A 22131-nucleotide genomic window follows, 5' to 3' on the forward strand; every position below is an offset into this window, starting at 1 on the left:
AGACTTGCGCATTTTATAAATAAGTTTACAATGTAGATAAATGTTAACGTGAACAATTTTCAACACAACGCTAGGCAAAACATTTATTTTAGATTTAATTAATATTTAATGAATAGTTCAAACATCAAAATGTTTACGTTAAACTGATTGTAACTCCCATTATGATTATAAAGGAGAGCAGCAAACCTCATGAGCAGAAAATTTATGGATGAGAACTTCTTATTGTCCAGTGAGACTGCGATTCAGCTGTTTCATAACTATGCGAAAGACATGCCGATTATCGACTATCACTGCCATCTCAGTCCGAAAGAGATTTATGAGAACAAGACGTTTAACAATATTACCGAGGCTTGGCTGTATGGTGACCATTACAAATGGAGAGTGATGCGGGCAAATGGTGTAGAAGAGAAGTACATTACCGGTGATGGTAGTGACTACGATAAATTTCTGGCCTGGGCAAGAACTGTTCCAAGGATAATCGGTAATCCGCTCTATCATTGGACACATCTGGAGTTACAGCGTTTCTTTGGAGTATATGATTTGCTAAATGAGGTTAATGCTCCGAAGATTTGGGACGAAGTGAACAAGCAACTGCAAGGCGAGGGCTTTGGAGCAAGAGACTTGATCATTAAATCGAAGGTGACCGTTGTATGCACCACCGATGACCCTGTAGATGATCTAGAATATCACGAGAAAATCAGTACTCTAAGTGGATTCGAAGCTAGCATAGTTCCGGGATTCAGACCAGATAAATCACTCGAAATCAACCGTCCTACCTTCAAGGCTTGGGTGGATCAGCTTAGTGAAGTTTCGGGAATAGCGGTTGAGCATTATGGACAGTTTCTTGAAGCGCTGGAGAGCAGGGTGAGATACTTCCATGCTAGAGCGGGCCGTGTATCCGATCATGCTTTGGATGCAGTAATGTTTGAGCCAGCTACCTTGGAGGAAGCTACAGAAATATTCGCCAAAGCAATTCGTGAAGGCACTGTAAGCGAGAGTGAAGAGAAAAAGTACAAAGGGTTCACACTTATATTCCTCGGGAAATTATATAGCGAACTGGATTGGGCGATGCAATTCCATATCCATGCGCTTCGTAATAATAACAGCGTAATGTTCGGGCGTCTCGGTCCGGATACAGGCTATGATGCGATCAATGATGGCATGTTTGCTAAACCACTGGCAGGACTGCTTGATGCGCTGGATCGTGAGAACGCACTGCCTAAGACGATTTTGTATTCATTGAATCCGAATGATAATCATGTCATTGCGGGTTTAATGGGCTGCTTCCAAGGGGGAGGTATACCTGGGAAAATTCAATTCGGAACGGCATGGTGGTTCAATGACAATAAGGATGGCATGCTGGAACAGATGAAGACGCTCGCTAATCTAGGGGTACTCAGCCAATTTGTCGGAATGTTAACAGACTCCAGAAGCTTTTTATCGTATACCAGACATGAGTACTTTAGAAGAATTCTATGTGATCTTGTAGGTTCTTGGGTAGAGGCTGGAGAAGTCCCGGATGATATGGAACTGCTGGGCGGTATGATTGAGAACATCTGTTACAATAATGCGGATCAATATTTCAATTTCTCGAAACAGGCATTGGTGACAAGGTAATCGTTATGATATCCTTACATGGAAGAGCCAAACCCGTTTGATAAGGAAGGTTGACCCATGGCACCTACAATCAAGGATATCGCCAAATTGGCGAATGTTTCACATACAACTGTATCAAGAGCACTTAACAACAGTCCACTCATTAAAGAGGTCACACGTAAAAAAATTGCTGAGATTGCCGCGCAAGTGGGTTACGTCCCCAATTACAATGCTAAAAGCCTTGTAATGCAGCGATCATATACCATTGGCTTGTTCTTCACGAGTATTGCCAAGGGCACAACATCCGGTTTCTTCTCTGACACGATCCGTGGTGTGAACAGCGTTATAGATGTTGAATATAATTTGTTCATACGTGGGATCGACGATTATGCAGAGTACTCCTCCATTCATCACAAACGTTTTGACGGAATTATTCTAATGAGCCAAAGTGAAGCAGACAATAAATTTATTTACCATGTGATCCAGCAAGGCATTCCAATCGTTGTGTTGAATCGACAGATCGATGATCGCTCCATTATTAACATCATCTCGAATGACCGGGAAGGCGCTTATCATGCAGGTAAATACCTGATAGAATCCGGCCATCAAGACATTGCGATTATTGAAGGCGTCGAAGGCTTTAAATCCACACAGGAGCGCAGAGATGGTTTTATAAAAGCATTGATAGATTATAACATTCCTGTGCGTAATGACTACATGATCAGTGGTAAGTATGATTTGCAAAGTGGATATGAGGCGATGGGCCAGCTGCTGGATCTGGAAAAAGCGCCGACGGCAGTATTTTGCTCTAATGACGATATGGCGATCGGAGCTATGAAATCTGTGTTTGAACATGGGCTGCAGGTGCCGTATGATGTCTCTATTGTTGGTTTTGATGATATTGGCTTTTCGCTCTTTGCCAATCCTTCGTTGACCACAGTTAAGCGTCCGATTGAGAAAATCAGCGAGCAAGGTGCCCGTAAGCTACTAAGCTTAATCAAAGAGCCATTGGAGAATGAAGGGCTAATCTCGATCGACACGGAGTTTATTGCGAGAGAATCGGTTAAGAACCTGCAAAGATAGTAATGATGCACATACCAGCGACGTAATCCTTTACAATTTGTGAGGGGTTTTCAATTAAAATTTTCACGTGTGCATATTATTTAACATAACATAATATAAATATTGTTTTATATGGTAATTTAACTTTGTTTATCGTGTGCATTATAAATTAGGAGGCATTTGTATGAACAGATTAAATAGTGATAGCTGGAAAGCTTATAAGCAATATCCCGAGAAGGTTCTGCAATTTGGTGAAGGGAATTTCATGCGCGCTTTTGTAGATTGGCAGATTCATACCATGAATCAAAAAACGGATTTTAATGGCGGAGTAGTTGTGGTACAACCGCTGGGCAACGGACTTGCAGAAATGCTAAATGCTCAGGATGGGTTGTATACGCTTTATCTCCAAGGGCTCAAAGATGGGGCAGCGGTAAAAGAACATGAGGTTATCAATTGTATTACACGAACGCTTAATCCTTTTGCCCAGCATGAGGAGTATATGAAGCTTGCCGAGAATCCAGAGCTGCGCTTTATCGTGTCTAATACCACGGAGGCGGGAATTGCTTTTGAAGGGGACGACAAATTAACGGATGCTCCGCAAAGCAGTTTTCCAGGCAAACTGACGGCCTTATTGTATAAACGTTTCGAATTTTTTAATGGGGATGCTTCCAAAGGTTTTATTATCATTCCGTGTGAGCTGATTGACCGAAATGGGGATGAGCTTAAGAAGGTTATTTTGAAATATGCTGAACTGTGGAATCTTGGAGACGGCTTTATTGAATGGCTGAATGAAGCCAATACCTTCTGCTGCAGTCTGGTAGACCGCATTGTTCCCGGATATCCAAGAGACAGCATCGCTGAGATTACTGAAGAACTGGGGTATGAGGATAAGATGGTTGTTGTCGGCGAGCAGTTCCATCTTTGGGTAATTGAAGGGCCGCAGTGGATGAAAGAGGAGTTCCCGGCTGAACTAGCAGGTCTTAATGTGCTCGTGGTAGATGATATGACCCCTTACCGGACTCGTAAAGTGAGAATTCTAAACGGAGCGCATACCGCGATGACACCCGTAGCGTATTTGTACGGAATTGATACGGTGGCTGAGGCGATTGAGCACGAAGAGGTTGGGGCGTACGTGAAGTCCTTGATCTATGATGAGATCATCCCGACGCTGGATCTGCCGGTAGAGGAATTGAATTCTTTTGCAGACGCGGTATTAGAAAGGTTCCTGAACCCGTATGTGCAGCATTACTTGATGAGCATCTCTCTGAATTCTATTTCGAAATTTAAGACAAGAGATCTACCTTCGTTGCTGCAATATGTAGAGTCCAAAGGACAATTGCCTGAGAAGCTTGTCTTCTCATTAAGTGCATTAATTGCCTTCTATAAAGGACGCAGAGGGGAAGAAGAGATTCAGTTGGCGGATGATGCAGATATTGTGGAATGGTTCGCTTCCTTATGGGGAGGATGGGATGGCACAGATACTGGGTTACGCGCACTGGCTGTCGAGGTATTAGCGGCGACAAATCGCTGGGGCTGTGACCTGAACGAAGTGGCCGGACTTACGGATAAGGTGACAGAAGGGCTCATTGCGATTGAGAGAACAGGTATGAAGCAAGCGCTGCAAGCGTACGTGAAGAGACCTGCGCACAACTAATACACAGGAGGTGGATGACGACATGATTAAGACTATGAAAGAGGTACTGCAGATTAACGAGGCTGATAACGTGGCAGTTGCACTTAAAGACTATCAAGCAGGCGACACCATTGTGATAGGTTCAAAAGAGATTAAAATTACGGAAGATATTGCTAGAGGTCATAAAATTGCACTAACCAGCATTAGCGAAGGTGAGTATGTATTGAAGTATGGCTATCCCATCGGTCATGCTAAAGCGCCTATCGTGCCGGGCCAGTGGGTGCATACCCATAATACGAAGACAAACCTAACAGGGGTTGAGGAATATACTTTTGAGCAGAAGCTGACACCCAATCCTTTTAAAACAGAAAATTTGACCTTTAAGGGGTATCGTCGTTTTGACGGATCAGTAGGTATTCGTAATGAGCTATGGATCGTCCCTACGGTTGGTTGTGTAAATGGAGTGGCGGAGCAGATCATTAATATTTTCAAGGCAGAGGTTGGGGATATCGCTCCATTTGATAATGTACTCGTGCTTAAACATAACTATGGTTGTTCTCAGCTAGGCGATGACCATGATAATACTCGTACAATACTTGCTAACGCGGTTAAGCATCCAAATGCGGGCGCCGTACTTGTGCTCGGACTAGGTTGTGAGAATAACAATTTGCATATTTTTAAAGACATGCTGGGTAGTTACGATGAGGATCGAGTGCGTTTTCTTGTCTCCCAAGAGGTTGGAAACGAGATTGAAGAAGGCGTAAAGCTGCTGAAGGAACTCTACAATAATGTACAGGGTGATCATCGGGAAGAAGTCTCACTCTCTGAGCTGAAGATTGGTCTGAAGTGTGGAGGCTCGGATGGCCTGTCCGGGATTACTGCGAATCCGCTTCTTGGACGTCTGTCTGACTATATGGCTGCCCAAGGCGGCACAACTGTACTCACTGAAGTACCAGAAATGTTTGGCGCCGAAAAAATTCTGATGGAACGTGCGGCAGATGAAGCTATTTTCCACAAAATTGTTGATCTCATCAATGACTTTAAGCAGTATTTTATGGACTATAAACAGCCGGTATATGAAAATCCTTCACCAGGAAATAAAGCCGGAGGAATTACTACGCTTGAGGATAAATCTCTGGGCTGCACTCAAAAATCCGGTAATTCTACGGTAATGGATGTACTCAAGTACGGAGAGCTTATCACTAACAAAGGCTTAAATCTTCTTAACGCGCCGGGCAATGACCTAGTGGCTTCGTCGGCTCTGGCTGCTGCTGGCTGCCAATTGGTGATCTTTACGACCGGGCGGGGAACGCCTTTTGGAACATTCGTGCCTACGATGAAGGTATCCACCAATACCCCATTATATGAAGGCAAACGTCACTGGATCGATTTTAATGCGGGTGTGTTGGTTGAAGATGGTTCTCCAGATGAGGTTCTGCGTGACTTCATTAACTACATTATCAGCGTGGTTAGTGGGGAATGGGTAAATAATGAGAAAAATAATTTCCGCGAGATTTCCATCTTCAAAACAGGCGTAACGCTATAATAAATGATTTATTACGAATTAGACTGTCCCTTATGCTATTTAGCATAGGGGCAGTTTTTTTAATTTCACATTATACATAATCCATCTTTAAAAGAACGGTCATTGCTTTCTTCTAAATTTAGTGATTGCAATCACAATGGCCCCATTCAGCCTGTGCTAATCTGTTGTTGAGAATAGTTCTCACAAAAAGGAGAAGAGTTGCATGGAAAAAGTCCTGCGAATGGATGAGTCTATCTTCGACATTGTATCACGGCATCCAGAGGTCATCGAGATTATGGTGGATCTGGGCTTTAAGGATATCGCCAAGCCGGGCATGCTGCAGACCGCTGGACGTTTCATGACCTTATCCAAAGGAACCAAGTTGAAGAAAATAGATCTCGACACTGTGAAGTTAGCATTTGAACGACATGGCTTCGGGATTGTGAAATAAAGGAATCTATCATCAAAATTTCATTAAGGAGAGATCAATAATGAGTGAATTGATAAATAACCGCGAGGTTGATGTACCGGAGCAAACTCGTCGCCAAGCCCTGCTCAAGGAGATTATTAAAGAACTGCATGCAGGCAAAAGCGTTGAAGAGGTTAAGGCACGCTTCGAGGAAGCTGTAGGTGATGTTACTGTTGCGGAAATCTCTGCAATGGAGCATTCGTTAATGACTGAAGAGGGAATTCCGGTATCCGAGGTACAGCGGCTTTGTTCGGTGCATACAGCCATTTTCAAAGGCTCTATTGAGCAAATTCACCGCTCCTCGAAGCCTGAAGAACAACCCGGCCACCCAGTCCACACCTTCAAGCTAGAAAACCGTGAGATTGAAAGACTTGTGAACTTCCGGTTAGATTTGCATGCTACTAAATTCCAGAAGAATGACAGCGAGGAGCTGATCTTTAAGCTACTGGAGGATCTTAGCTTACTGTTGGATCTAGATAAACACTACAGTCGAAAAGAAAATCTGTTGTTCCCTTACCTTGAAAAATACGGCATTTATGGACCAACCAAGGTAATGTGGGGGGTGGATGATCATATCCGCCGTATGATTAAAGAGGCAAAAGCAGCGCTCAGCAGCTACAGCGGAAATGCAGTAGATATTGGTGTTCAACTTAAGGAGATCATCAAGGAAGTTAATGAAATGATTTTTAAGGAAGAAAATATTTTATTGCCTATGTCGCTGGATAAATTGACGGAAGACGAATGGGTCAAAATCGCTCGGGAGAGCGATGAGATTGGATTCTGCCTGACGGCGCCGGAGCAGGAGTGGATACCCGAACGTGCCGCAGAGCCGGAAGGTGCAGCATTGCAGGGTGAAGCAGTGGGAGCCGCTCCGCAAGAAGGGTTCATCCGTTTTGAGACAGGGCTGTTGTCATTGCATCAGCTTGAAACAGTACTCAATCATCTGCCAGTAGATCTGACATTCATTGATGAGGATGATGTCGTTCGATATTTTTCACACGGGAAGGAACGTATCTTTGCCCGAACTAAGGCGGTTATCGGCCGCACGGTACAGAACTGTCATCCGCCTCAAAGTGTTCATGTGGTAGAGAAGCTTCTGGAAGACTTTAAGGCAGGTCGTAAGGATGCTGAGGACTTCTGGATCAACATCAAGGATAAATTTATCTATATCCGTTATTTCGCTGTCCGCGACGAGACTGGTCGGTATATGGGTACGCTGGAGTTTACACAGAATATCGCACCTATCCGTGCACTGGAGGGGCAAAAGCGTATTTTGTCAGAATAAATGGGTGATTTAGGTTATTTTCCAGATAATAATATAGTCAGAAGACTCTCTTACTTAGTCGTAAGGGGGTCTTTTTAGAATATAATAGAGTATAGTATTAAAATAAGGAATTCCCGGGTGTGTTGTCTTTCCTTGACCACAGAGGGGGCTTCTATTATAGTTGGTACTTAGGATTAACTATTTTAGTATAAAAAAAGGTGGCTTGTTACATGTCTGAGAATATCTACGTTGGCGTGGATTTGGGTGGAACTGCAATTAAGGTTGGAATCTGCAATGCTGAGGGAACTCTATTGCATACTTATGAGGGACCTACAGGAACTGCAGAAGGTGTCGATACTGTTATCGATAATATCGAGAAGTATGTTCGCCAAATTGTGGAGGATTCCCCGTACTCTTGGGATCAGCTTGCAGGTGTAGGAGCGGGCGTAGCAGGGTTCACAAATATTCGTGAAGGAATCATTATACTTGCGCCTAACATAGGATTTAAAGATGTGCCGATTCGCTCCATTTTGGAAGATCGCTGGAACAAGCCTGTCAAAATAGACAATGATGCGAACGTGGCTGCACTGGGTGAAGCCTGGAGTGGTGCAGGACGCGGGATTGAAAATTGTGTTTGCTATACGCTAGGAACAGGTGTTGGTGGCGGAATTATTATTAACGGAAAGATTTATCAAGGTTTTGCAGGTCTAGCAGGTGAGCTTGGCCATATCACTGTAGTGCCGGATTTGGAAGCCATTCAATGTGGTTGCGGTAATATGGGATGTCTGGAAACCGTTTCCTCCGCTACAGGAATTATTCGTATGGCTAACGATGCAGTAGCTCGTGGTGATCGTACTTCGCTCTCAATGGTAGAGAAGATTGCTGCGAAGGAAGTCTTTGATGCGGCTAAGGCTGGCGATGAAGTAGCGATTCGCATAGTAAACCGTGCAGCATACTACCTGGGTAAATCTATGGCTTCTGTTGCAGCCGTGCTTAACCCTGAGGTCTTCATCATTGGTGGTGGTGTATCTAAGGCTGGAGATATTCTATTTGATGAAGTTCGTCGTGTGTTTGCTAAGCTCGCACCGGCTCCGCTTCAGACTGGTGTTTCGATTATCCCTGCGGAGCTTGGTAATGATGCAGGTATTGTGGGTGCGGCAGGTCTTCTGCTTCGTTCTTAAAAGATAGGGAGTATTCATATACTAATTTAGGGAGGGGACGCTTTAATGACCGAATTGGACAATACTCCAACGGCTGGAGCCACCCTGATCATTATTACCGGAATGTCAGGTGCGGGTAAGACAATTGCTGTTCAGAGTCTGGAAGACCTAGGGTTCTTCTGTGTCGATAATTTGCCGCCGGTGCTGATCCCTAAGTTTGCAGAACTGATTGAGCAGTCGAAGGGTAAGATCGCCAAGGTAGCGCTTGTGATTGACCTGCGCGGTAGGGAATTCTTCACTGCTTTGTCCGAGTCTCTAGCCTATATCAAAGATGAGTCAACCATTGGCTGTGAAATCTTGTTCTTGGATGCTACGGATTCGGTGCTTGTGCAGCGTTACAAGGAAAGCCGGCGTCATCATCCGCTAGCGCCTAAGGGACTTCCGCTTGATGGTATCAAGCTGGAACGTAAGATGCTTGAGGAATTAAAGAATTCAGCCACATTATGTCTGGATACTAGCAGTATGAAACCAGTGCAGCTCAAGGAGAAGATCGTTTCTCGGTTCTCGCATTTAGGAAAAAGTACACTCTCCGTCAACATTACATCGTTCGGATTTAAGTATGGTATTCCTATTGATGCAGACCTCGTATTCGATGTTCGCTTTTTGCCTAACCCACATTATGTGGATCACCTGCGGCCCAAAACAGGTCAGGACAGCGATGTCTATGACTATGTAATGAAGTGGCCTGAAACACAGGTGTTCCTGACCAAACTGCTCGATATGCTTCATTTCTTAATTCCGCAATATCGTAGGGAAGGTAAATCCCAGATTATTATCGGCATTGGCTGTACCGGCGGGAAACACCGTTCAGTAGCCATTTCTGAATATTTGGGCAAAATGCTGGGCGTCAGCGAAACGGAATCCGTAGCTGTTAGTCATCGGGATTCCGAGCGTGATCGGCACTAATGAGAGAAGGGGTCCATAGTGGCTGAAGAACAAAGACAGCGTCCACGTATCGTCGTTATGGGCGGTGGCACGGGACTATCTGTCATGCTTCGCGGCTTAAAAGAAAAGCCGCTAGATATTACAGCTATAGTTACCGTAGCAGATGACGGAGGAAGCTCGGGCATTTTGCGTAGTGAACTGCAAATGCCGCCTCCTGGGGACATCCGCAACGTATTAACAGCTATGGCTGATGTAGAGCCGCTCATGGCGGATATTATGAGATATCGTTTTAACACGGGCGAAGGATTGGCGGGCCATAGTCTTGGTAATTTAATTCTTGCCGCGCTTACAGATATATCTGGTGATTTTGTCACAGCTGTTCGTGAGCTTAGCCGATTATTTGCTGTTCGCGGACGGGTATTACCCGCTGCGGGAGATGCCGTAGTATTGCGTGCGGAAATGTCGGACGGCACGATTATCACGGGGGAATCTAAAATACCGGAAGCAGGCGGGATCATTAAACGGGTTTCTTTGGAGCCTGCTGATGTGGAACCGTTGCCTGAAGCGCTTGAAGCGATTCGAAATGCAGATGCGATTCTTTTGGGTCCAGGGAGTCTATATACGAGCATTCTTCCGAACCTACTTGTTCCGAAGCTAGCAGAAGCTGTTGTATCTTCTGATGCAATCAAAATTTTTGTCTGCAATGTAATGACTCAGCCTGGCGAAACGGATAATTATACTGTAAATGACCATCTACAAGCTGTTTATGATCATATTGGAATTCATTTATTTGATTATATTATTGTGAATGACGGTGAAATTCCAGAGCAGGTGCAGTCGAAGTACGCTGAGAAGGGTGCGCGTCCGGTACAGCTCGATAAGGATGTACTAGAAGGTAGTGCATATAAAGTTATAGCGGATAAGCTAGTGTTATTCCGAACTTATTTAAGGCATGATACCGATAAGCTTAGTCATCATATCTATCAGCTTGTGCAAGATTGGATAAACAGAAACCCTAGGGTATAACTTAAAATATAAGAGAGTATAAGTTTTACACCTATACTTTATGGTTTATATTTCTCGCTTAAACGCTTACCGTCCTTACAAGGACACCGAAGGCTTTTATGCTTGTATATATGAATGACGTACTTATTTCAGAAAGAGGTGAGACCCTTGTCTTTTGCGGCCCTTACCAAAAAAGAGCTGACGATGGTGGAGAGTGAGCCCTGTTGTGAGAAGGCGGAAATGTCAGCACTTATCCGTATGAATGGATCTGTGCAGCTTTCAAGCAAAAAGGTGATTCTCGACATTTCGACGGAGAACGCCGCGATTGCAAGGCGGGTATATTCTTTGCTTAAGAAATATTACCAGGTCCATATTGAGCTACTCGTGCGTAAAAAAATGCGTTTGAAGAAAAATAACGTGTATATCGTTAGAATCCCCAGCCGCGTACAGGAGATCTTAAATGATCTCAGAATTGTGTCCGAAGGATTTATTTTTACCGACGGTATTGATAAAGAGATTGTTGGGAATAACTGCTGTAAGCGTGCTTATTTGCGGGGTGCTTTTTTGGCGGGCGGATCGGTTAATAATCCGGAGGGTTCCTCTTACCATTTGGAGATTTCCTCGATGTATGAGGAGCACTGTAAAGCGCTAGTTGATCTGGCTGGTGAATTTCACCTAAACGCACGCTGCATTGAACGTAAAAAAGGGTTCATTCTATACATTAAAGAAGGCGAGAAGATTATCGAATTCTTAAGTCTGATCGGCGCGCATCAAGCGTTGTTCAAATTTGAGGATGTAAGAATTATGCGTGATATGCGTAATTCCGTGAATCGGATCGTGAACTGCGAGACCGCGAATCTCAATAAAACGATAAGTGCCGCGGTGCGGCAGATTGAGAATATCAAATTGCTGCAGCGAGAAGTGGGGCTGGAGAGCTTGCCGGATAAACTGCGGGAAGTTGCAGAAATCCGAATGGCACATCCAGATATCAACCTTAAAGAGGTTGGTGAAATGCTGAAAGGTACGGTTAGTAAGTCCGGAGTAAATCATCGACTTCGTAAGATTGATGAACTGGCGGACAAGGTTCGAGGCGGCTAGTCACTTTTTTTCTAGTGTGGTTTACGTTATAATGATATAATAATATAAAATTAATGTGAAATTTTTGGGGAGAACTCAATTAGGGGGTAAGCGTTTCATGACAAAGCACCCGGTAGTTGTTCGGTTGAAGACAGGGCTACACGCTCGACCGGCAGCATTGTTTGTGCAAGAAGCTAACAAGTTTTCGTCGGAGATTTTCGTGGAAAAAGACGATAAAAAAGTAAACGCCAAAAGTATTATGGGTATTATGAGCCTAGCGATCAGTTCCGGCACGGAGATCTATATCAGCGCGGATGGTGCAGACGCCGATCAAGCTGTAAACGCTTTGACGAGTCTCGTCAGCAAAGAAGAGCTTGAGAACCAATAATCTTTTGACATGACTTTTTATTGCATGACTAAAAAGCCCCTAGGGGCTTTTTTTAATACCAAAAAATAGATTTAAGATGTGCAACATTTACCAGAATGACTCGTCTAGAGGATAATAACAAATCACAAAAGATGAAAGGGGCTGGCAAATATGAAAGGTTTGGTAAAGAAGATTGGTTCAGTGTTGATTGTAGGGAGTTTGTTAATTGGAGGAATTGGTATGAGTGGTGTCTCCCAGGGTCCTACAAAGGCTTACGCAGATGAAGTGCAGAAAAATGTTGTTAGTGTAGTAGGTAAAGGCGAATTGTCCATCAAGCCGGATATTGTATACTTGTCCATCGGAGTAGATACTACGGCGTCAACTGCGCAAGAAGCACAAAAAACAAATGCTGCTAAAATCCAAAAGATCACTACCCTATTGAAAGGGACTTGGAAAATCGCAGATAAAGATATTCAAAGCACCCAATTCTATGTGCAACCCAACTATAGTTATAGCGAAAAAGAAGGACAGCAAGTAAAAGGATACAACGCGAATCATACGCTGTTAGTGTCTTATAGAGATCTGACTAAGGTTGGTGAATTGCTTGACGCTGCATCTGCAGCAGGGGCAAACAATCTCGGAAATGCACGTTTTTCTGTGGAAGATACTTCTGCCTTTGAAGCTCAGGTGATTGAAAAGGCGATGGCGAACGCAGATGTTAAGGCAGGAGCTATTGCTAAGGCAGCTAAACGTAGCTTAGGCCAAGTGCTCACGGTTAGTCAAAATGATGGCGATATTACTCCAGTATATTTTGAACAAAATCTAAAAATGGATATGGCTGCAGCAGATGCTGGTGCAAGCACATCCGTACAACCGGGAGTAGTTAAAGTTACAACACAACTAAGCGTTATGTATGAATTGAAATAGTAGCCTACAAGATGAATACAGAGAGAAGAGGTAATCTTCCGCTTAATAGTGGGGGATGCCTCTTTTTTGTGTAAGCTCTCTGGGATTATGTTTAATTAATTGGAAAGGAGAGGGAAAACAAGATGATGAATATCTCAAAAGAAATCGTACGCAAATGGGGCATAGGTTTGATGTCGGCGGGGTTATTGCTTGGTGGAGGATTACTGCCTAGTGATACGGGTTATGCAGCGTCTGATCAGGCGAAGAGCAAGGCTAATGCTTCAAGTATAGTATTAAAGGCGAACGGGGTGATTTCGCAGCAGACAGGTATTGTGCAGGAAGGGAAGGTCTGGATCCCAATTACCTTTATGCGTGATGTGCTGGGATTACCTCTCACTTATGATAAAGAAGAAAATGCATACACGATTGGAAAAGGGACGGCTAAAGCCAAGTTAACGCTATCTAGTTTTGGTACTTCTATCTGGGTGAACAACTATTACATTCGGGAATATGAAGGAAAGCTAATAAACAATCGTCTCTATGTTCCATCCGGTCTCTTAAATGATTATTTGGGCTATAAAGTGGATTGGACTCTAGGCTCTAGTAAGCTGAACGTGATGAACAGACCACAGAACGCATTGACAGTAACCACTGAGACCTATGCTAAAGATCGAAAAGAGGCTTTAATCCAGCTTGATTATCCGAAAATTAGTGGACTGAGTCAATCCGCTGCGCAAAAGGCCATGAACGATACCTTGAAAGAAAGTGCCATGAGATTCGCCGCAGGGGCAGAGCAGGATATCTCCAATCGTTCTGGGTCAGAGCCCAAGTATACTTATGATATAGATTATGTAGTGACCTACAATCAGAATGGTGTGATTAGTTTGCTGATGTCACAGTATAGCGATACGGGCGGGGCTCATGGCATGACCAACCGGGAGGCGTTTACCTTCTCGCTCAAGGATGGCAAACGTCTATTGCTGGGCGATCTTTTTGGTGCTAACCCAAACTACAAAAAAACGTTAAATGCTAAGTTGAACAAGCTGGTAAAAGCGGAGGAAAGTTATTTGGGAGGATTCAACGGATTGAATACGGAAAAGTATTTTTATCTGAAGGATGATCAGGTCGTTCTGTTCTTCCAATTGTACGAATACACAGCATATGCTGCGGGGTTCCCCGAATACCCCTTTACTTTCAAAGAACTGTTGCCGGAAGGCGGTAGCCCATTTGCTGCTGTAAAATAAATAGTAAAGTCGTAAACGCGGGTGTCAGCACTGGACATCTCCCCCTTACCAGAATCACCTCGAATTCATATGCTAAATGGAGTAACTAGTTTATGAACGGGGGAGAGCTATGAGCTATCAATACACTGCAATTGGCGATTCCTTGACGACTGGATTTGGCGCTCTGCCAGGTAACGGTTTTGTACCGGTGTACCGTAGAATGGCGGAAGGGAGACTGCGTTCTAATGTGGCCTCTACGAATTTGGGCGTGAATGGATTGACTACTTCTGAACTGGAACAGCGGCTACGGGGGAGTGCAATGACTCGCGAAGCCATTCGAGCAGCCGACATTATCACGCTATCCATCGGTGGCAACGATTTAATTCATGCTGCAAAGGCTGCAGCTAGACAACCTGGGAATTTATCTAAAGAGCTGGGAAGATCACTGCAGGAATGCAAACAAAATTTCGCTGTCATTATGAGTATTCTTTTCCAATTGAAAGCGGGGGCACGTAGACCTTATATCATTCGAATTGTGGGATTGTATAATCCCTATCCTCAGGTAGTAGGCGCTACAGAGTGGGTGAAGCAGTTTAACCGCTATGCATCGCAGTATAGTAGCCGAGTAGTTGGATTTGCTTCTATTTATGGTGAGTTTGCAGGAAATGAGAGAGGCCTTTTATCGTTTGACCACTTACATCCTAATGGCCGAGGCTACCGTGTGATTGCTGAGAAACTCAATGCGCTTGGTTATGGTGGTTTGATTTAATTGAGATTCATTTGTAATGGGGGGCTGAAAAGCAAAGAGGCTGTGCACTAACCATCAAGTGGATAGTGTACAGCCTCTTTGTGTTGTTTTATAGCTTACACACCGCTAGGCAGTGTTTTCTCGATGACTTTATCAACGATACCGTAAGCTGCCGCGTCTGCAGCAGTCATGAAGTAATCACGATCTGTATCCTTCTCAATACGTTCCAGGGGTTGACCCGTACGTTCTGCAAGAATGCGATTCAGCTTATCGCGCAATTTGAGGATACGGCGAGCGCGGATTTCGATATCCGTTGCTTGACCTTGAGCACCACCCAGAGGTTGGTGAATCATGATCTCACTGTTAGGAAGTGCGAAGCGTTTGCCTTTAGCACCAGCGTTAAGCAGGAAAGCTCCCATGGAAGCTGCCATACCGACACAGATGGTGGAAACGTCTGGCTTAATGTACTGCATTGTATCAAAAATAGCCATACCTGCAGTGATGGAACCACCAGGGCTATTCACATAAAGGTGAATGTCCTTCTCAGGATCTTCGGCAGCCAAGAACAGCATTTGTGCGATGATAGAATTGGCTACCACGTCATTAACCTCCGTTCCAAGGAAAATGATGCGGTCCTTCAGCAGGCGGGAATAGATGTCATAAGCGCGCTCACCGCGGTTGCTCTGTTCTACTACCATAGGAATATAACTCACGTGGAAAACCTCCTTGATATTGGTTCTTCAAATGTATTCATTTTTACTCTTGCCGTATTACCCACATGATAAACAAATTCAAACAAAAAGTCAAAGAAAGTCAAACTTATATTCAAAAAAAAGAGCCGACATGCGGCTCTTTGGTTAAGTAGTAGTATAGGCACTACTAAATTATGTACAAAAGTGAAATTAATGGCGCGCCCGCCAAGAATCGAACTTGGATCTCAGGCTTCGGAGGCCTACGTCATATCCATTGGACCACGGGCGCAACAAAAATGATTATAATATAATTCCTGAGCAATTGCAATGAATTTAATAATACAGAGCAGGACACTATCCTTTTTCTTAAAGGTAGACAAGCTTATATTCGTTTTCACTCAGAGATAGAATCTGGATAGTTAATGACAGGTTTTAGGTGCTTTAACTCTTTCCCAATCTTATAAATGTATAAGAAGACAAGCGCTTGAGAATTCTACTCTCGGAAGACTTGCACTTCGAGCAATATTTGGTTAGAATATGAGTGGGACTTAAAAAGTTTACCCGGGACATTTTGAGACCATGAACAAGGGAATAGAGGAAGACGAAGTTGCAGGAGTGAAAGCATGCGTAATTTATTAGATATCCAAAAGCAGCTTCTGCCTGATCTCATGGAAACCCTTAAGAGACGGTACACGATTCTTCATCAGATCATGCTGTCCGATATCATTGGACGCAGAACGCTTGCCGCTTCGCTTGATATGACTGAGCGGGTACTGCGTGCCGAGACGGATCTTCTGAAATCGCAAGGGCTCATTGAGATCGAGAGCGTTGGTATGCGCATTAGCGCTGCTGGGCGCAGACTGCTTGATTTGCTAGAGCCGGTCGTTAAGAGCCTGTTTGGTCTGGATGAGCTGGAAGAGAAAATTCGGGCAACATACGGTCTGGATAAAGTCATTGTGGTGCCGGGTGATTGTGAGTCATCACCATTCACCAAACGTGAGCTTGGCCGCGCAGGTGCAAAAGCGCTGCTCAGTGTCCTCCGTACAGATGATATTGTTGCTGTCACAGGTGGATCAACGCTTGCCGATATGGCTGATCAACTGACACCGCCGTTATCCCTTTCCTATAAGAACGCCTGGTTTGTTCCAGCGCGTGGCGGATTAGGAGAGAGTATGGAGATTCAAGCCAATACGATTGCCTCTACAATGGCAAAACGGGTTGGAGCGAATTACCGGTTGCTGCATGTCCCTGATTTACTTAGTGGGGATGCCTATCAGTCATTAGCACTTGATTCTAATATTGGAGAGATTGTACAAATCATCCGCAGTTCGCGTATTATTGTACATGGGATTGGGGATGCCATTGAAATGACTCGCCGCCGCAAGCTGGATGAGGCTACTGTCTCAGAAATCCAGGGTGAGGGAGCAGTGGCAGAATCCTTTGGATATTATTTTAATGAAGATGGTCAGGTTGTGCATACGATGCTTACGATGGGATTACGTCTAGAAGATATTGTTCGGACGGAAACTGTCATCGGTATTGCCGGAGGCAAGCCAAAGGCCAAAGCTATTCATGCCATGCTGCGTTTCGGGCAGGAGAATATTCTCGTCACGGACGAGGCTGCTGCTGTGGAAATAGGCAAGGAGATTGACAATCAGTTACAGATATCGTCGTAACTTACTAGAACATATATCTTGCATTATACTTAACATTGTTGTCATGACAGGCTTCACGGTCTGTTTTGAATAAATAAAACGAATTCTAGGAGGAACTATTCAATGAGTGTAAAAGTTGGAATTAACGGATTTGGACGTATTGGACGCCTTGCTTTCCGCCGTATTCAAAATGTAGAAGGTATCGAAGTGGTAGCAATCAACGACTTGACTGACGCTAAGATGCTTGCTCATTTGCTTAAATATGATACAACTCAAGGTAAATTCCAAGGTGATGTTGAAGTGCATGACGGCTTCTTCAAAGTCAATGGCAAAGAAGTTAAGGTTCTTGCTAACCGTAACCCTGAAGAATTGCCATGGGGCGACCTAGGCGTTGATATCGTACTTGAGTGCACAGGTTTCTTCACAACTAAAGAAGCAGCTGAAAAACACTTGAAAGGTGGAGCTAAGAAAGTAGTTATCTCCGCTCCAGCTACTGGCGACATGAAAACTGTCGTTTACAACGTTAACGATGACATTCTTGATGGTACTGAGACTGTTATTTCCGGCGCATCTTGCACTACTAACTGCCTAGCTCCAATGGCAAAAGTATTGAACGACAAGTTCGGTATCGTTGAAGGCTTGATGACTACAATTCACGCTTACACTGGCGACCAAAACACTTTGGATGCTCCACATGCTAAAGGTGACTTCAGACGTGCTCGTGCAGCAGCTGAGAACATCATCCCTAACACTACTGGTGCTGCTAAAGCAATCGGTCTGGTTATTCCAGAACTTAAAGGTAAATTGGATGGTGCAGCTCAACGTGTTCCAGTTGCAACTGGTTCCCTGACTGAGCTTGTAACTGTTCTTGATAAGAGCGTTACTGTTGAAGAAATCAACGCAGCTATGAAAGCAGCTTCCGATCCAGACACTTATGGTTACACTGAAGATGAAATCGTATCTTCCGACATCAAAGGTATGACTTTCGGATCCCTGTTCGATGCTACACAAACTAAAGTATTGACTGTTGGCGACAAACAACTGGTTAAAACGGTTGCTTGGTATGACAATGAAATGTCCTACACTGCACAATTGGTTCGTACTTTGGAGAAATTCGCTAAAATCGCTAAGTAATTGACTTGATATAAGCAACATCTATAGAGCGGAAACAGAAGTTCCTTGTTTCCGCTCTTTCTAAATGTATTTCTTGTTTCCTGCTAGAAACAATATGGGGTGTGGAGGAATTAATCATGAACAAAAAGAGCGTCCGTGATGTAGAAGTAAAGGGTAAACGCGTATTTGTACGCGTGGATTTCAACGTGCCTGTAGAAGACGGTAAAATTACTGATGATACTCGTATCCGCGAAACACTTCCAACTATTAAATATTTGATTGAGAACGGTGCAAAGATCATTCTTGCAAGTCACATGGGTCGTCCTAAAGGCCAATTCGTAGATTCCATGCGTTTGACTACTGCTGCTGAACGTCTGTCCGAGCTTCTTGGCAAACCAGTAGCTAAAGCTGACGAAGCTGTTGGTGAAGCTGTAAAAGCAAAAATTGCTGAGCTAGGAGAAGGCGACGTACTTGTACTTGAGAATGTTCGTTTCTACCCAGGCGAAGAGAAAAACGATCCTGAACTGGCTAAACAATTTGCTGAACTGGCTGATTTGTTCGTTAACGATGCGTTTGGTGCGGCTCACCGTGCTCATGCATCGACAGAAGGTATCGCTCATTTCCTACCAGCTGTATCCGGTCTTTTGATGGAGAAAGAATTGTCTGTTCTGGGTAAAGCTCTTTCTAACCCTGAGCGTCCTTTCACTGCAATCATCGGTGGTTCGAAAGTGAAGGACAAAATTGACGTGATCGACAACCTGCTGAATTTGGCAGACAATGTCTTGATCGGTGGCGGTCTGTCCTACACCTTTACCAAAGCATTGGGATTTGAAATCGGTATTTCCCTAGTGGACAACGATAAATTGGGAACTGCTCTTGAATTCATTGAGAAAGCCAAATCGCTTGGTAAGAACTTCTTGCTTCCAGTTGACGTCGTGGTAGCCGATAAATTCGGTGCGGATGCCAACACGCAAATCGTTCCTTTCAATGAAATCCCAGAAGGCTGGGAAGGTCTTGATATCGGACCGAAAACCCGTGAGCTTTATGCAGATGTGATCAAAAACTCCAAGCTAGTTGTCTGGAATGGACCTATGGGTGTATTTGAAATTGATAAATTCGCTGAAGGTACAATTGCAGTAGCAAAAGCTTGTGCAACTACTGAAGGTTATACTGTTATTGGTGGCGGAGATTCCGCAGCAGCAGCAGAGAAATTCCACCTGGCTGATCAAATGGATCATATTTCAACTGGTGGCGGTGCATCCCTTGAGTTCATGGAAGGCAAGGCGCTTCCTGGCGTAGAAGCACTGAACGATAAGTAAGACCCAAGAAGGAGGCAACTTAAGTCATGAGAACACCAATTATCGCAGGAAACTGGAAGATGTTCAAAACAGTTCCTGAAGCAGAAAGCTTTATTGCTGACATCAAAGGCAAAGCAGAAGTAGAAGGCGTTGAGACTGTTATCTGCGCCCCATTTACTAACCTGCCTGCACTTGTAGCAGCTGCAAAGGGTACAGACATCAAGATTGGCGCACAGAACCTGCACTTTGAAGATAACGGTGCTTACACAGGAGAAATCAGTGGTGTAATGCTTAGCGATCTCGGCGTAGACTATGTAATCATTGGTCACTCAGAGCGTCGTGCTTATTTTGGCGAAACAGATGAAATCGTGAATAAGAAAATGCATGCTGCATTCCGCCACGGTATCACTCCAATCGTATGTGTTGGCGAAAAGCTCGAAGAGCGTGAAGCTGATCAAACTAAAGCAGTATGTAAAGTACAAACTGAAGCTGCATTCCAAGGACTTAGTGCCGAGCAAGCAGCAAAAGTTGTCATTGCATACGAACCTATCTGGGCTATTGGCACAGGTAAATCTTCCACTTCCCAAGATGCTAACGAAGTTATTGCTTACATCCGCAGTCTTGTAAAAGATTTGTATGATGCAGCAACCGCTGAAGCTGTTCGTATTCAATACGGCGGCAGCGTGAAGCCTGAGAATGTAACTGAGTACATGGGCCAAAGCGACATCGATGGTGCGCTTGTTGGCGGTGCCAGCTTGCAGCCTGCTTCCTTCGTTCAATTGGTTGAGGGGGCGAAGTAAGATGTCAGCTCCAAGACCTGTAGCTTTGATCATCATGGATGGTTTCGGTTTGCGTGGAACCTCTGAAGGTAACGCCGTTGCTCAAGCTAACAAACCTAACTATGACCGTTACTTGAAACAATATCCTAATACTACCCTTACTGCTTGTGGTGAAGCTGTTGGTCTTCCAGAAGGCCAAATGGGCAACTCTGAAGTAGGGCACTTAAATATTGGTGCAGGACGGATTGTATACCAGGATTTGACTCGTATCGATAAATCGATCCGTGAGGGCGAATTCTTCGATAATGAAACACTGGTAGCCGCAGTTAGAAATGCTAAGAACACAGGTAAAAAGCTTCATCTTTACGCGCTTGTATCCGACGGAGGGGTACATAGCCATATTAATCACCTGTTTGCTATGCTTGACCTGGCTAAGAAAGAAGATATGCACGAAGTGTATATCCACGCTTTCATGGATGGCCGGGACGTACCTCCAGATAGTGGTAAGAAGTTTGTTCAAGATCTGGTTGCTAAGATTGAAGAGGTTGGAGTAGGTACAATTGCTACGGTATCCGGGCGTTATTACGCAATGGACCGTGACAAACGTTGGGATCGTGTAGAAAAAGCCTATCGTGCTATGGTTTATGGCGAAGGACCGAAATACACGGATGCTCTGCAAGCTATCACTGCATCTTATTCAAATTCCGTGTTCGACGAATTCGTTGAACCTAGCGTAATTGTAGACAGTGAAGGCAAGCCGGTAACGGCAGTAGAGAGCGGCGATTCCGTCGTGTTCCTCAACTTCCGCCCTGACCGTGCTATTCAGTTGTCACAAGTGTTCACGAATCAAGATTTCCGCGGTTTCGAACGGGGTCCTTTGTTCCCGCAAGACTTGCACTTCGTATGCCTGACTACTTTCAGTGAAACGGTACAAGGTTATGTAGCCTATTCACCGAAGAACCTGGATAACACATTGGGTGAAGTACTTGTGCAACAAAACAAGAAGCAACTGCGCATCGCGGAAACTGAGAAATATCCGCACGTAACGTTCTTCTTCAGTGGTGGACGTGATGAGGAGCTTCCAGGAGAAACTCGTATCTTGATCAACTCTCCTAAAGTAGCAACCTATGATCTTCAACCTGAGATGAGTGCTTACGAAGTGGCTGCAGCCTGCGTAGCAGAAATTGAAGCGGAAAGACAGGATGCTATTATCCTTAACTTTGCAAACCCTGATATGGTTGGACACTCCGGAATGCTGGAGCCAACAATCAAGGCTGTAGAGGTAACTGATGAGTGTGTAGGTAAAGTAGTGGACGCAGTAGTTGCCAAGGGTGGCGTTGCGATCATTATTGCCGATCACGGTAATGCAGACATGGTGTTTGATGAGAACGGTCGTCCGTTCACAGCTCATACCACTAACCCGGTTCCGTTCATCCTTACGGATGAAAATGTTGTATTGCGCGATCGCGGTATCCTTGCCGATGTAGCACCAACCATTCTGGATCTGATGGGACTTCCGCAACCTGCGGAAATGACCGGTCAATCCATGATTGCTAGTCGCAAATAAGGAAACAATACCTAAGATTCAAGCTTTAACAATTAAAAACCAAAACA

The 22131-nt window shown here is 44.4% G+C and carries 20 protein-coding genes and 1 tRNA gene; 19 read left to right on the top strand and 2 right to left on the bottom strand.

Annotation, left to right across the window (positions count from 1 at the left end; translation table 11 throughout):
* Window positions 1-189: 189 nt before the first annotated feature.
* The 14 genes from uxaC (at window position 190) to MHB64_RS00900 (ending at window position 15001) form a co-directional block, all read left to right on the top strand.
* Complete coding sequence (uxaC, locus tag MHB64_RS00835; RefSeq protein ID WP_341133489.1) at window positions 190-1617, top strand: glucuronate isomerase; 1428 nt, start codon at window positions 190-192, stop codon at window positions 1615-1617.
* 57 nt (window positions 1618-1674) lie between these two features.
* The gene (locus MHB64_RS00840) at window positions 1675-2679 is read left to right on the top strand and encodes a LacI family DNA-binding transcriptional regulator (RefSeq protein WP_341133490.1); all 1005 of its coding nucleotides are present in this window, start codon (window positions 1675-1677) and stop codon (window positions 2677-2679) included.
* A gap of 163 nt (window positions 2680-2842) precedes the next feature.
* Complete coding sequence (locus MHB64_RS00845; RefSeq protein WP_341133491.1) at window positions 2843-4312, top strand: tagaturonate reductase; 1470 nt, start codon at window positions 2843-2845, stop codon at window positions 4310-4312.
* A 34-nt stretch (window positions 4313-4346) separates the two neighbouring features.
* Entirely contained in the window at window positions 4347-5837 is a 1491-nt protein-coding gene (locus tag MHB64_RS00850) for a UxaA family hydrolase (protein ID WP_094877732.1), read from the top strand.
* Window positions 5838-6039: 202 nt separating this feature from the next.
* Entirely contained in the window at window positions 6040-6267 is a 228-nt protein-coding gene (locus MHB64_RS00855; RefSeq protein ID WP_341133492.1) for a DUF1858 domain-containing protein, read from the top strand.
* 40 nt (window positions 6268-6307) lie between these two features.
* The gene (locus MHB64_RS00860) at window positions 6308-7570 is read left to right on the top strand and encodes a DUF438 domain-containing protein (protein WP_341133493.1); all 1263 of its coding nucleotides are present in this window, start codon (window positions 6308-6310) and stop codon (window positions 7568-7570) included.
* Window positions 7571-7779: 209 nt separating this feature from the next.
* Entirely contained in the window at window positions 7780-8730 is a 951-nt protein-coding gene (locus MHB64_RS00865; RefSeq protein WP_042184026.1) for an ROK family glucokinase, read from the top strand.
* Between the two features lie 45 nt (window positions 8731-8775).
* Entirely contained in the window at window positions 8776-9675 is a 900-nt protein-coding gene (gene rapZ / locus MHB64_RS00870; protein ID WP_042123306.1) for an RNase adapter RapZ, read from the top strand.
* A gap of 57 nt (window positions 9676-9732) precedes the next feature.
* Window positions 9733-10680 carry a gluconeogenesis factor YvcK family protein gene (locus MHB64_RS00875; RefSeq protein ID WP_179085868.1) on the top strand — a complete coding sequence of 316 codons (948 nt, stop codon included), beginning with the start codon at window positions 9733-9735 and terminating at the stop codon, window positions 10678-10680.
* A 147-nt stretch (window positions 10681-10827) separates the two neighbouring features.
* Entirely contained in the window at window positions 10828-11757 is a 930-nt protein-coding gene (whiA, locus tag MHB64_RS00880) for a DNA-binding protein WhiA (RefSeq protein ID WP_042123310.1), read from the top strand.
* 97 nt (window positions 11758-11854) lie between these two features.
* The gene (locus tag MHB64_RS00885) at window positions 11855-12124 is read left to right on the top strand and encodes an HPr family phosphocarrier protein (protein WP_036687106.1); all 270 of its coding nucleotides are present in this window, start codon (window positions 11855-11857) and stop codon (window positions 12122-12124) included.
* Between the two features lie 150 nt (window positions 12125-12274).
* Complete coding sequence (locus MHB64_RS00890; RefSeq protein WP_094873184.1) at window positions 12275-13030, top strand: SIMPL domain-containing protein; 756 nt, start codon at window positions 12275-12277, stop codon at window positions 13028-13030.
* Between the two features lie 122 nt (window positions 13031-13152).
* Window positions 13153-14253 carry a PdaC/SigV domain-containing protein gene (locus tag MHB64_RS00895; protein WP_280787071.1) on the top strand — a complete coding sequence of 367 codons (1101 nt, stop codon included), beginning with the start codon at window positions 13153-13155 and terminating at the stop codon, window positions 14251-14253.
* A gap of 109 nt (window positions 14254-14362) precedes the next feature.
* Window positions 14363-15001: a GDSL-type esterase/lipase family protein gene (locus MHB64_RS00900; protein ID WP_280787072.1), complete on the top strand. Its 639-nt coding sequence runs from the start codon at window positions 14363-14365 to the stop codon at window positions 14999-15001.
* 95 nt (window positions 15002-15096) lie between these two features.
* Here the strand turns inward: MHB64_RS00900 and clpP are convergent, their stop codons facing one another.
* Window positions 15097-15693 (bottom strand): ATP-dependent Clp endopeptidase proteolytic subunit ClpP, encoded by a 597-nt coding sequence (gene clpP, locus MHB64_RS00905; protein WP_042184034.1) that lies wholly within the window; start codon window positions 15691-15693, stop codon window positions 15097-15099.
* A 193-nt stretch (window positions 15694-15886) separates the two neighbouring features.
* A tRNA-Arg gene (locus MHB64_RS00910) sits at window positions 15887-15961 on the bottom strand.
* Window positions 15962-16295: 334 nt separating this feature from the next.
* On the opposite strand from MHB64_RS00910, the gene MHB64_RS00915 reads away from it, so the two are divergent.
* The 5 genes from MHB64_RS00915 to gpmI all read left to right on the top strand — a co-directional run bounded on the left by MHB64_RS00915 (window position 16296) and on the right by gpmI (window position 22084).
* The gene (locus tag MHB64_RS00915) at window positions 16296-17348 is read left to right on the top strand and encodes a sugar-binding transcriptional regulator (RefSeq protein WP_042123320.1); all 1053 of its coding nucleotides are present in this window, start codon (window positions 16296-16298) and stop codon (window positions 17346-17348) included.
* Window positions 17349-17450: 102 nt separating this feature from the next.
* A complete protein-coding gene (gene gap / locus MHB64_RS00920) occupies window positions 17451-18461 on the top strand; it encodes a type I glyceraldehyde-3-phosphate dehydrogenase (protein ID WP_036687120.1) in 1011 nt (336 codons plus the stop codon).
* Window positions 18462-18577: 116 nt separating this feature from the next.
* Window positions 18578-19759 carry a phosphoglycerate kinase gene (locus MHB64_RS00925; RefSeq protein WP_094873189.1) on the top strand — a complete coding sequence of 394 codons (1182 nt, stop codon included), beginning with the start codon at window positions 18578-18580 and terminating at the stop codon, window positions 19757-19759.
* 26 nt (window positions 19760-19785) lie between these two features.
* Window positions 19786-20538 (top strand): triose-phosphate isomerase, encoded by a 753-nt coding sequence (tpiA, locus tag MHB64_RS00930; RefSeq protein ID WP_060626476.1) that lies wholly within the window; start codon window positions 19786-19788, stop codon window positions 20536-20538.
* Window position 20539: 1 nt separating this feature from the next.
* The gene (gene gpmI / locus MHB64_RS00935; RefSeq protein WP_094877730.1) at window positions 20540-22084 is read left to right on the top strand and encodes a 2,3-bisphosphoglycerate-independent phosphoglycerate mutase; all 1545 of its coding nucleotides are present in this window, start codon (window positions 20540-20542) and stop codon (window positions 22082-22084) included.
* Window positions 22085-22131 lie beyond the last annotated feature (47 nt).

Source organism: Paenibacillus sp. FSL K6-2859 (assembly GCF_038008265.1).
GTDB lineage: Bacteria > Bacillota > Bacilli > Paenibacillales > Paenibacillaceae > Paenibacillus_AQ > Paenibacillus_AQ nitricinens.

Coding starts and splice junctions, on each gene's coding strand:
- uxaC (WP_341133489.1), top strand. CDS start 190: ATGAGCAGAAAATTTATGGATGAGAACTTCTTATTGTCCAGTGAGACT.
- MHB64_RS00840 (WP_341133490.1), top strand. CDS start 1,675: ATGGCACCTACAATCAAGGATATCGCCAAATTGGCGAATGTTTCACAT.
- MHB64_RS00845 (WP_341133491.1), top strand. CDS start 2,843: ATGAACAGATTAAATAGTGATAGCTGGAAAGCTTATAAGCAATATCCC.
- MHB64_RS00850 (WP_094877732.1), top strand. CDS start 4,347: ATGAAAGAGGTACTGCAGATTAACGAGGCTGATAACGTGGCAGTTGCA.
- MHB64_RS00855 (WP_341133492.1), top strand. CDS start 6,040: ATGGAAAAAGTCCTGCGAATGGATGAGTCTATCTTCGACATTGTATCA.
- MHB64_RS00860 (WP_341133493.1), top strand. CDS start 6,308: ATGAGTGAATTGATAAATAACCGCGAGGTTGATGTACCGGAGCAAACT.
- MHB64_RS00865 (WP_042184026.1), top strand. CDS start 7,780: ATGTCTGAGAATATCTACGTTGGCGTGGATTTGGGTGGAACTGCAATT.
- rapZ (WP_042123306.1), top strand. CDS start 8,776: ATGACCGAATTGGACAATACTCCAACGGCTGGAGCCACCCTGATCATT.
- MHB64_RS00875 (WP_179085868.1), top strand. CDS start 9,733: ATGGGCGGTGGCACGGGACTATCTGTCATGCTTCGCGGCTTAAAAGAA.
- MHB64_RS00885 (WP_036687106.1), top strand. CDS start 11,855: ATGACAAAGCACCCGGTAGTTGTTCGGTTGAAGACAGGGCTACACGCT.
- MHB64_RS00890 (WP_094873184.1), top strand. CDS start 12,275: ATGAAAGGTTTGGTAAAGAAGATTGGTTCAGTGTTGATTGTAGGGAGT.
- MHB64_RS00895 (WP_280787071.1), top strand. CDS start 13,153: ATGATGAATATCTCAAAAGAAATCGTACGCAAATGGGGCATAGGTTTG.
- MHB64_RS00900 (WP_280787072.1), top strand. CDS start 14,363: ATGAGCTATCAATACACTGCAATTGGCGATTCCTTGACGACTGGATTT.
- MHB64_RS00915 (WP_042123320.1), top strand. CDS start 16,296: ATGCGTAATTTATTAGATATCCAAAAGCAGCTTCTGCCTGATCTCATG.
- gap (WP_036687120.1), top strand. CDS start 17,451: ATGAGTGTAAAAGTTGGAATTAACGGATTTGGACGTATTGGACGCCTT.
- MHB64_RS00925 (WP_094873189.1), top strand. CDS start 18,578: ATGAACAAAAAGAGCGTCCGTGATGTAGAAGTAAAGGGTAAACGCGTA.
- tpiA (WP_060626476.1), top strand. CDS start 19,786: ATGAGAACACCAATTATCGCAGGAAACTGGAAGATGTTCAAAACAGTT.
- gpmI (WP_094877730.1), top strand. CDS start 20,540: ATGTCAGCTCCAAGACCTGTAGCTTTGATCATCATGGATGGTTTCGGT.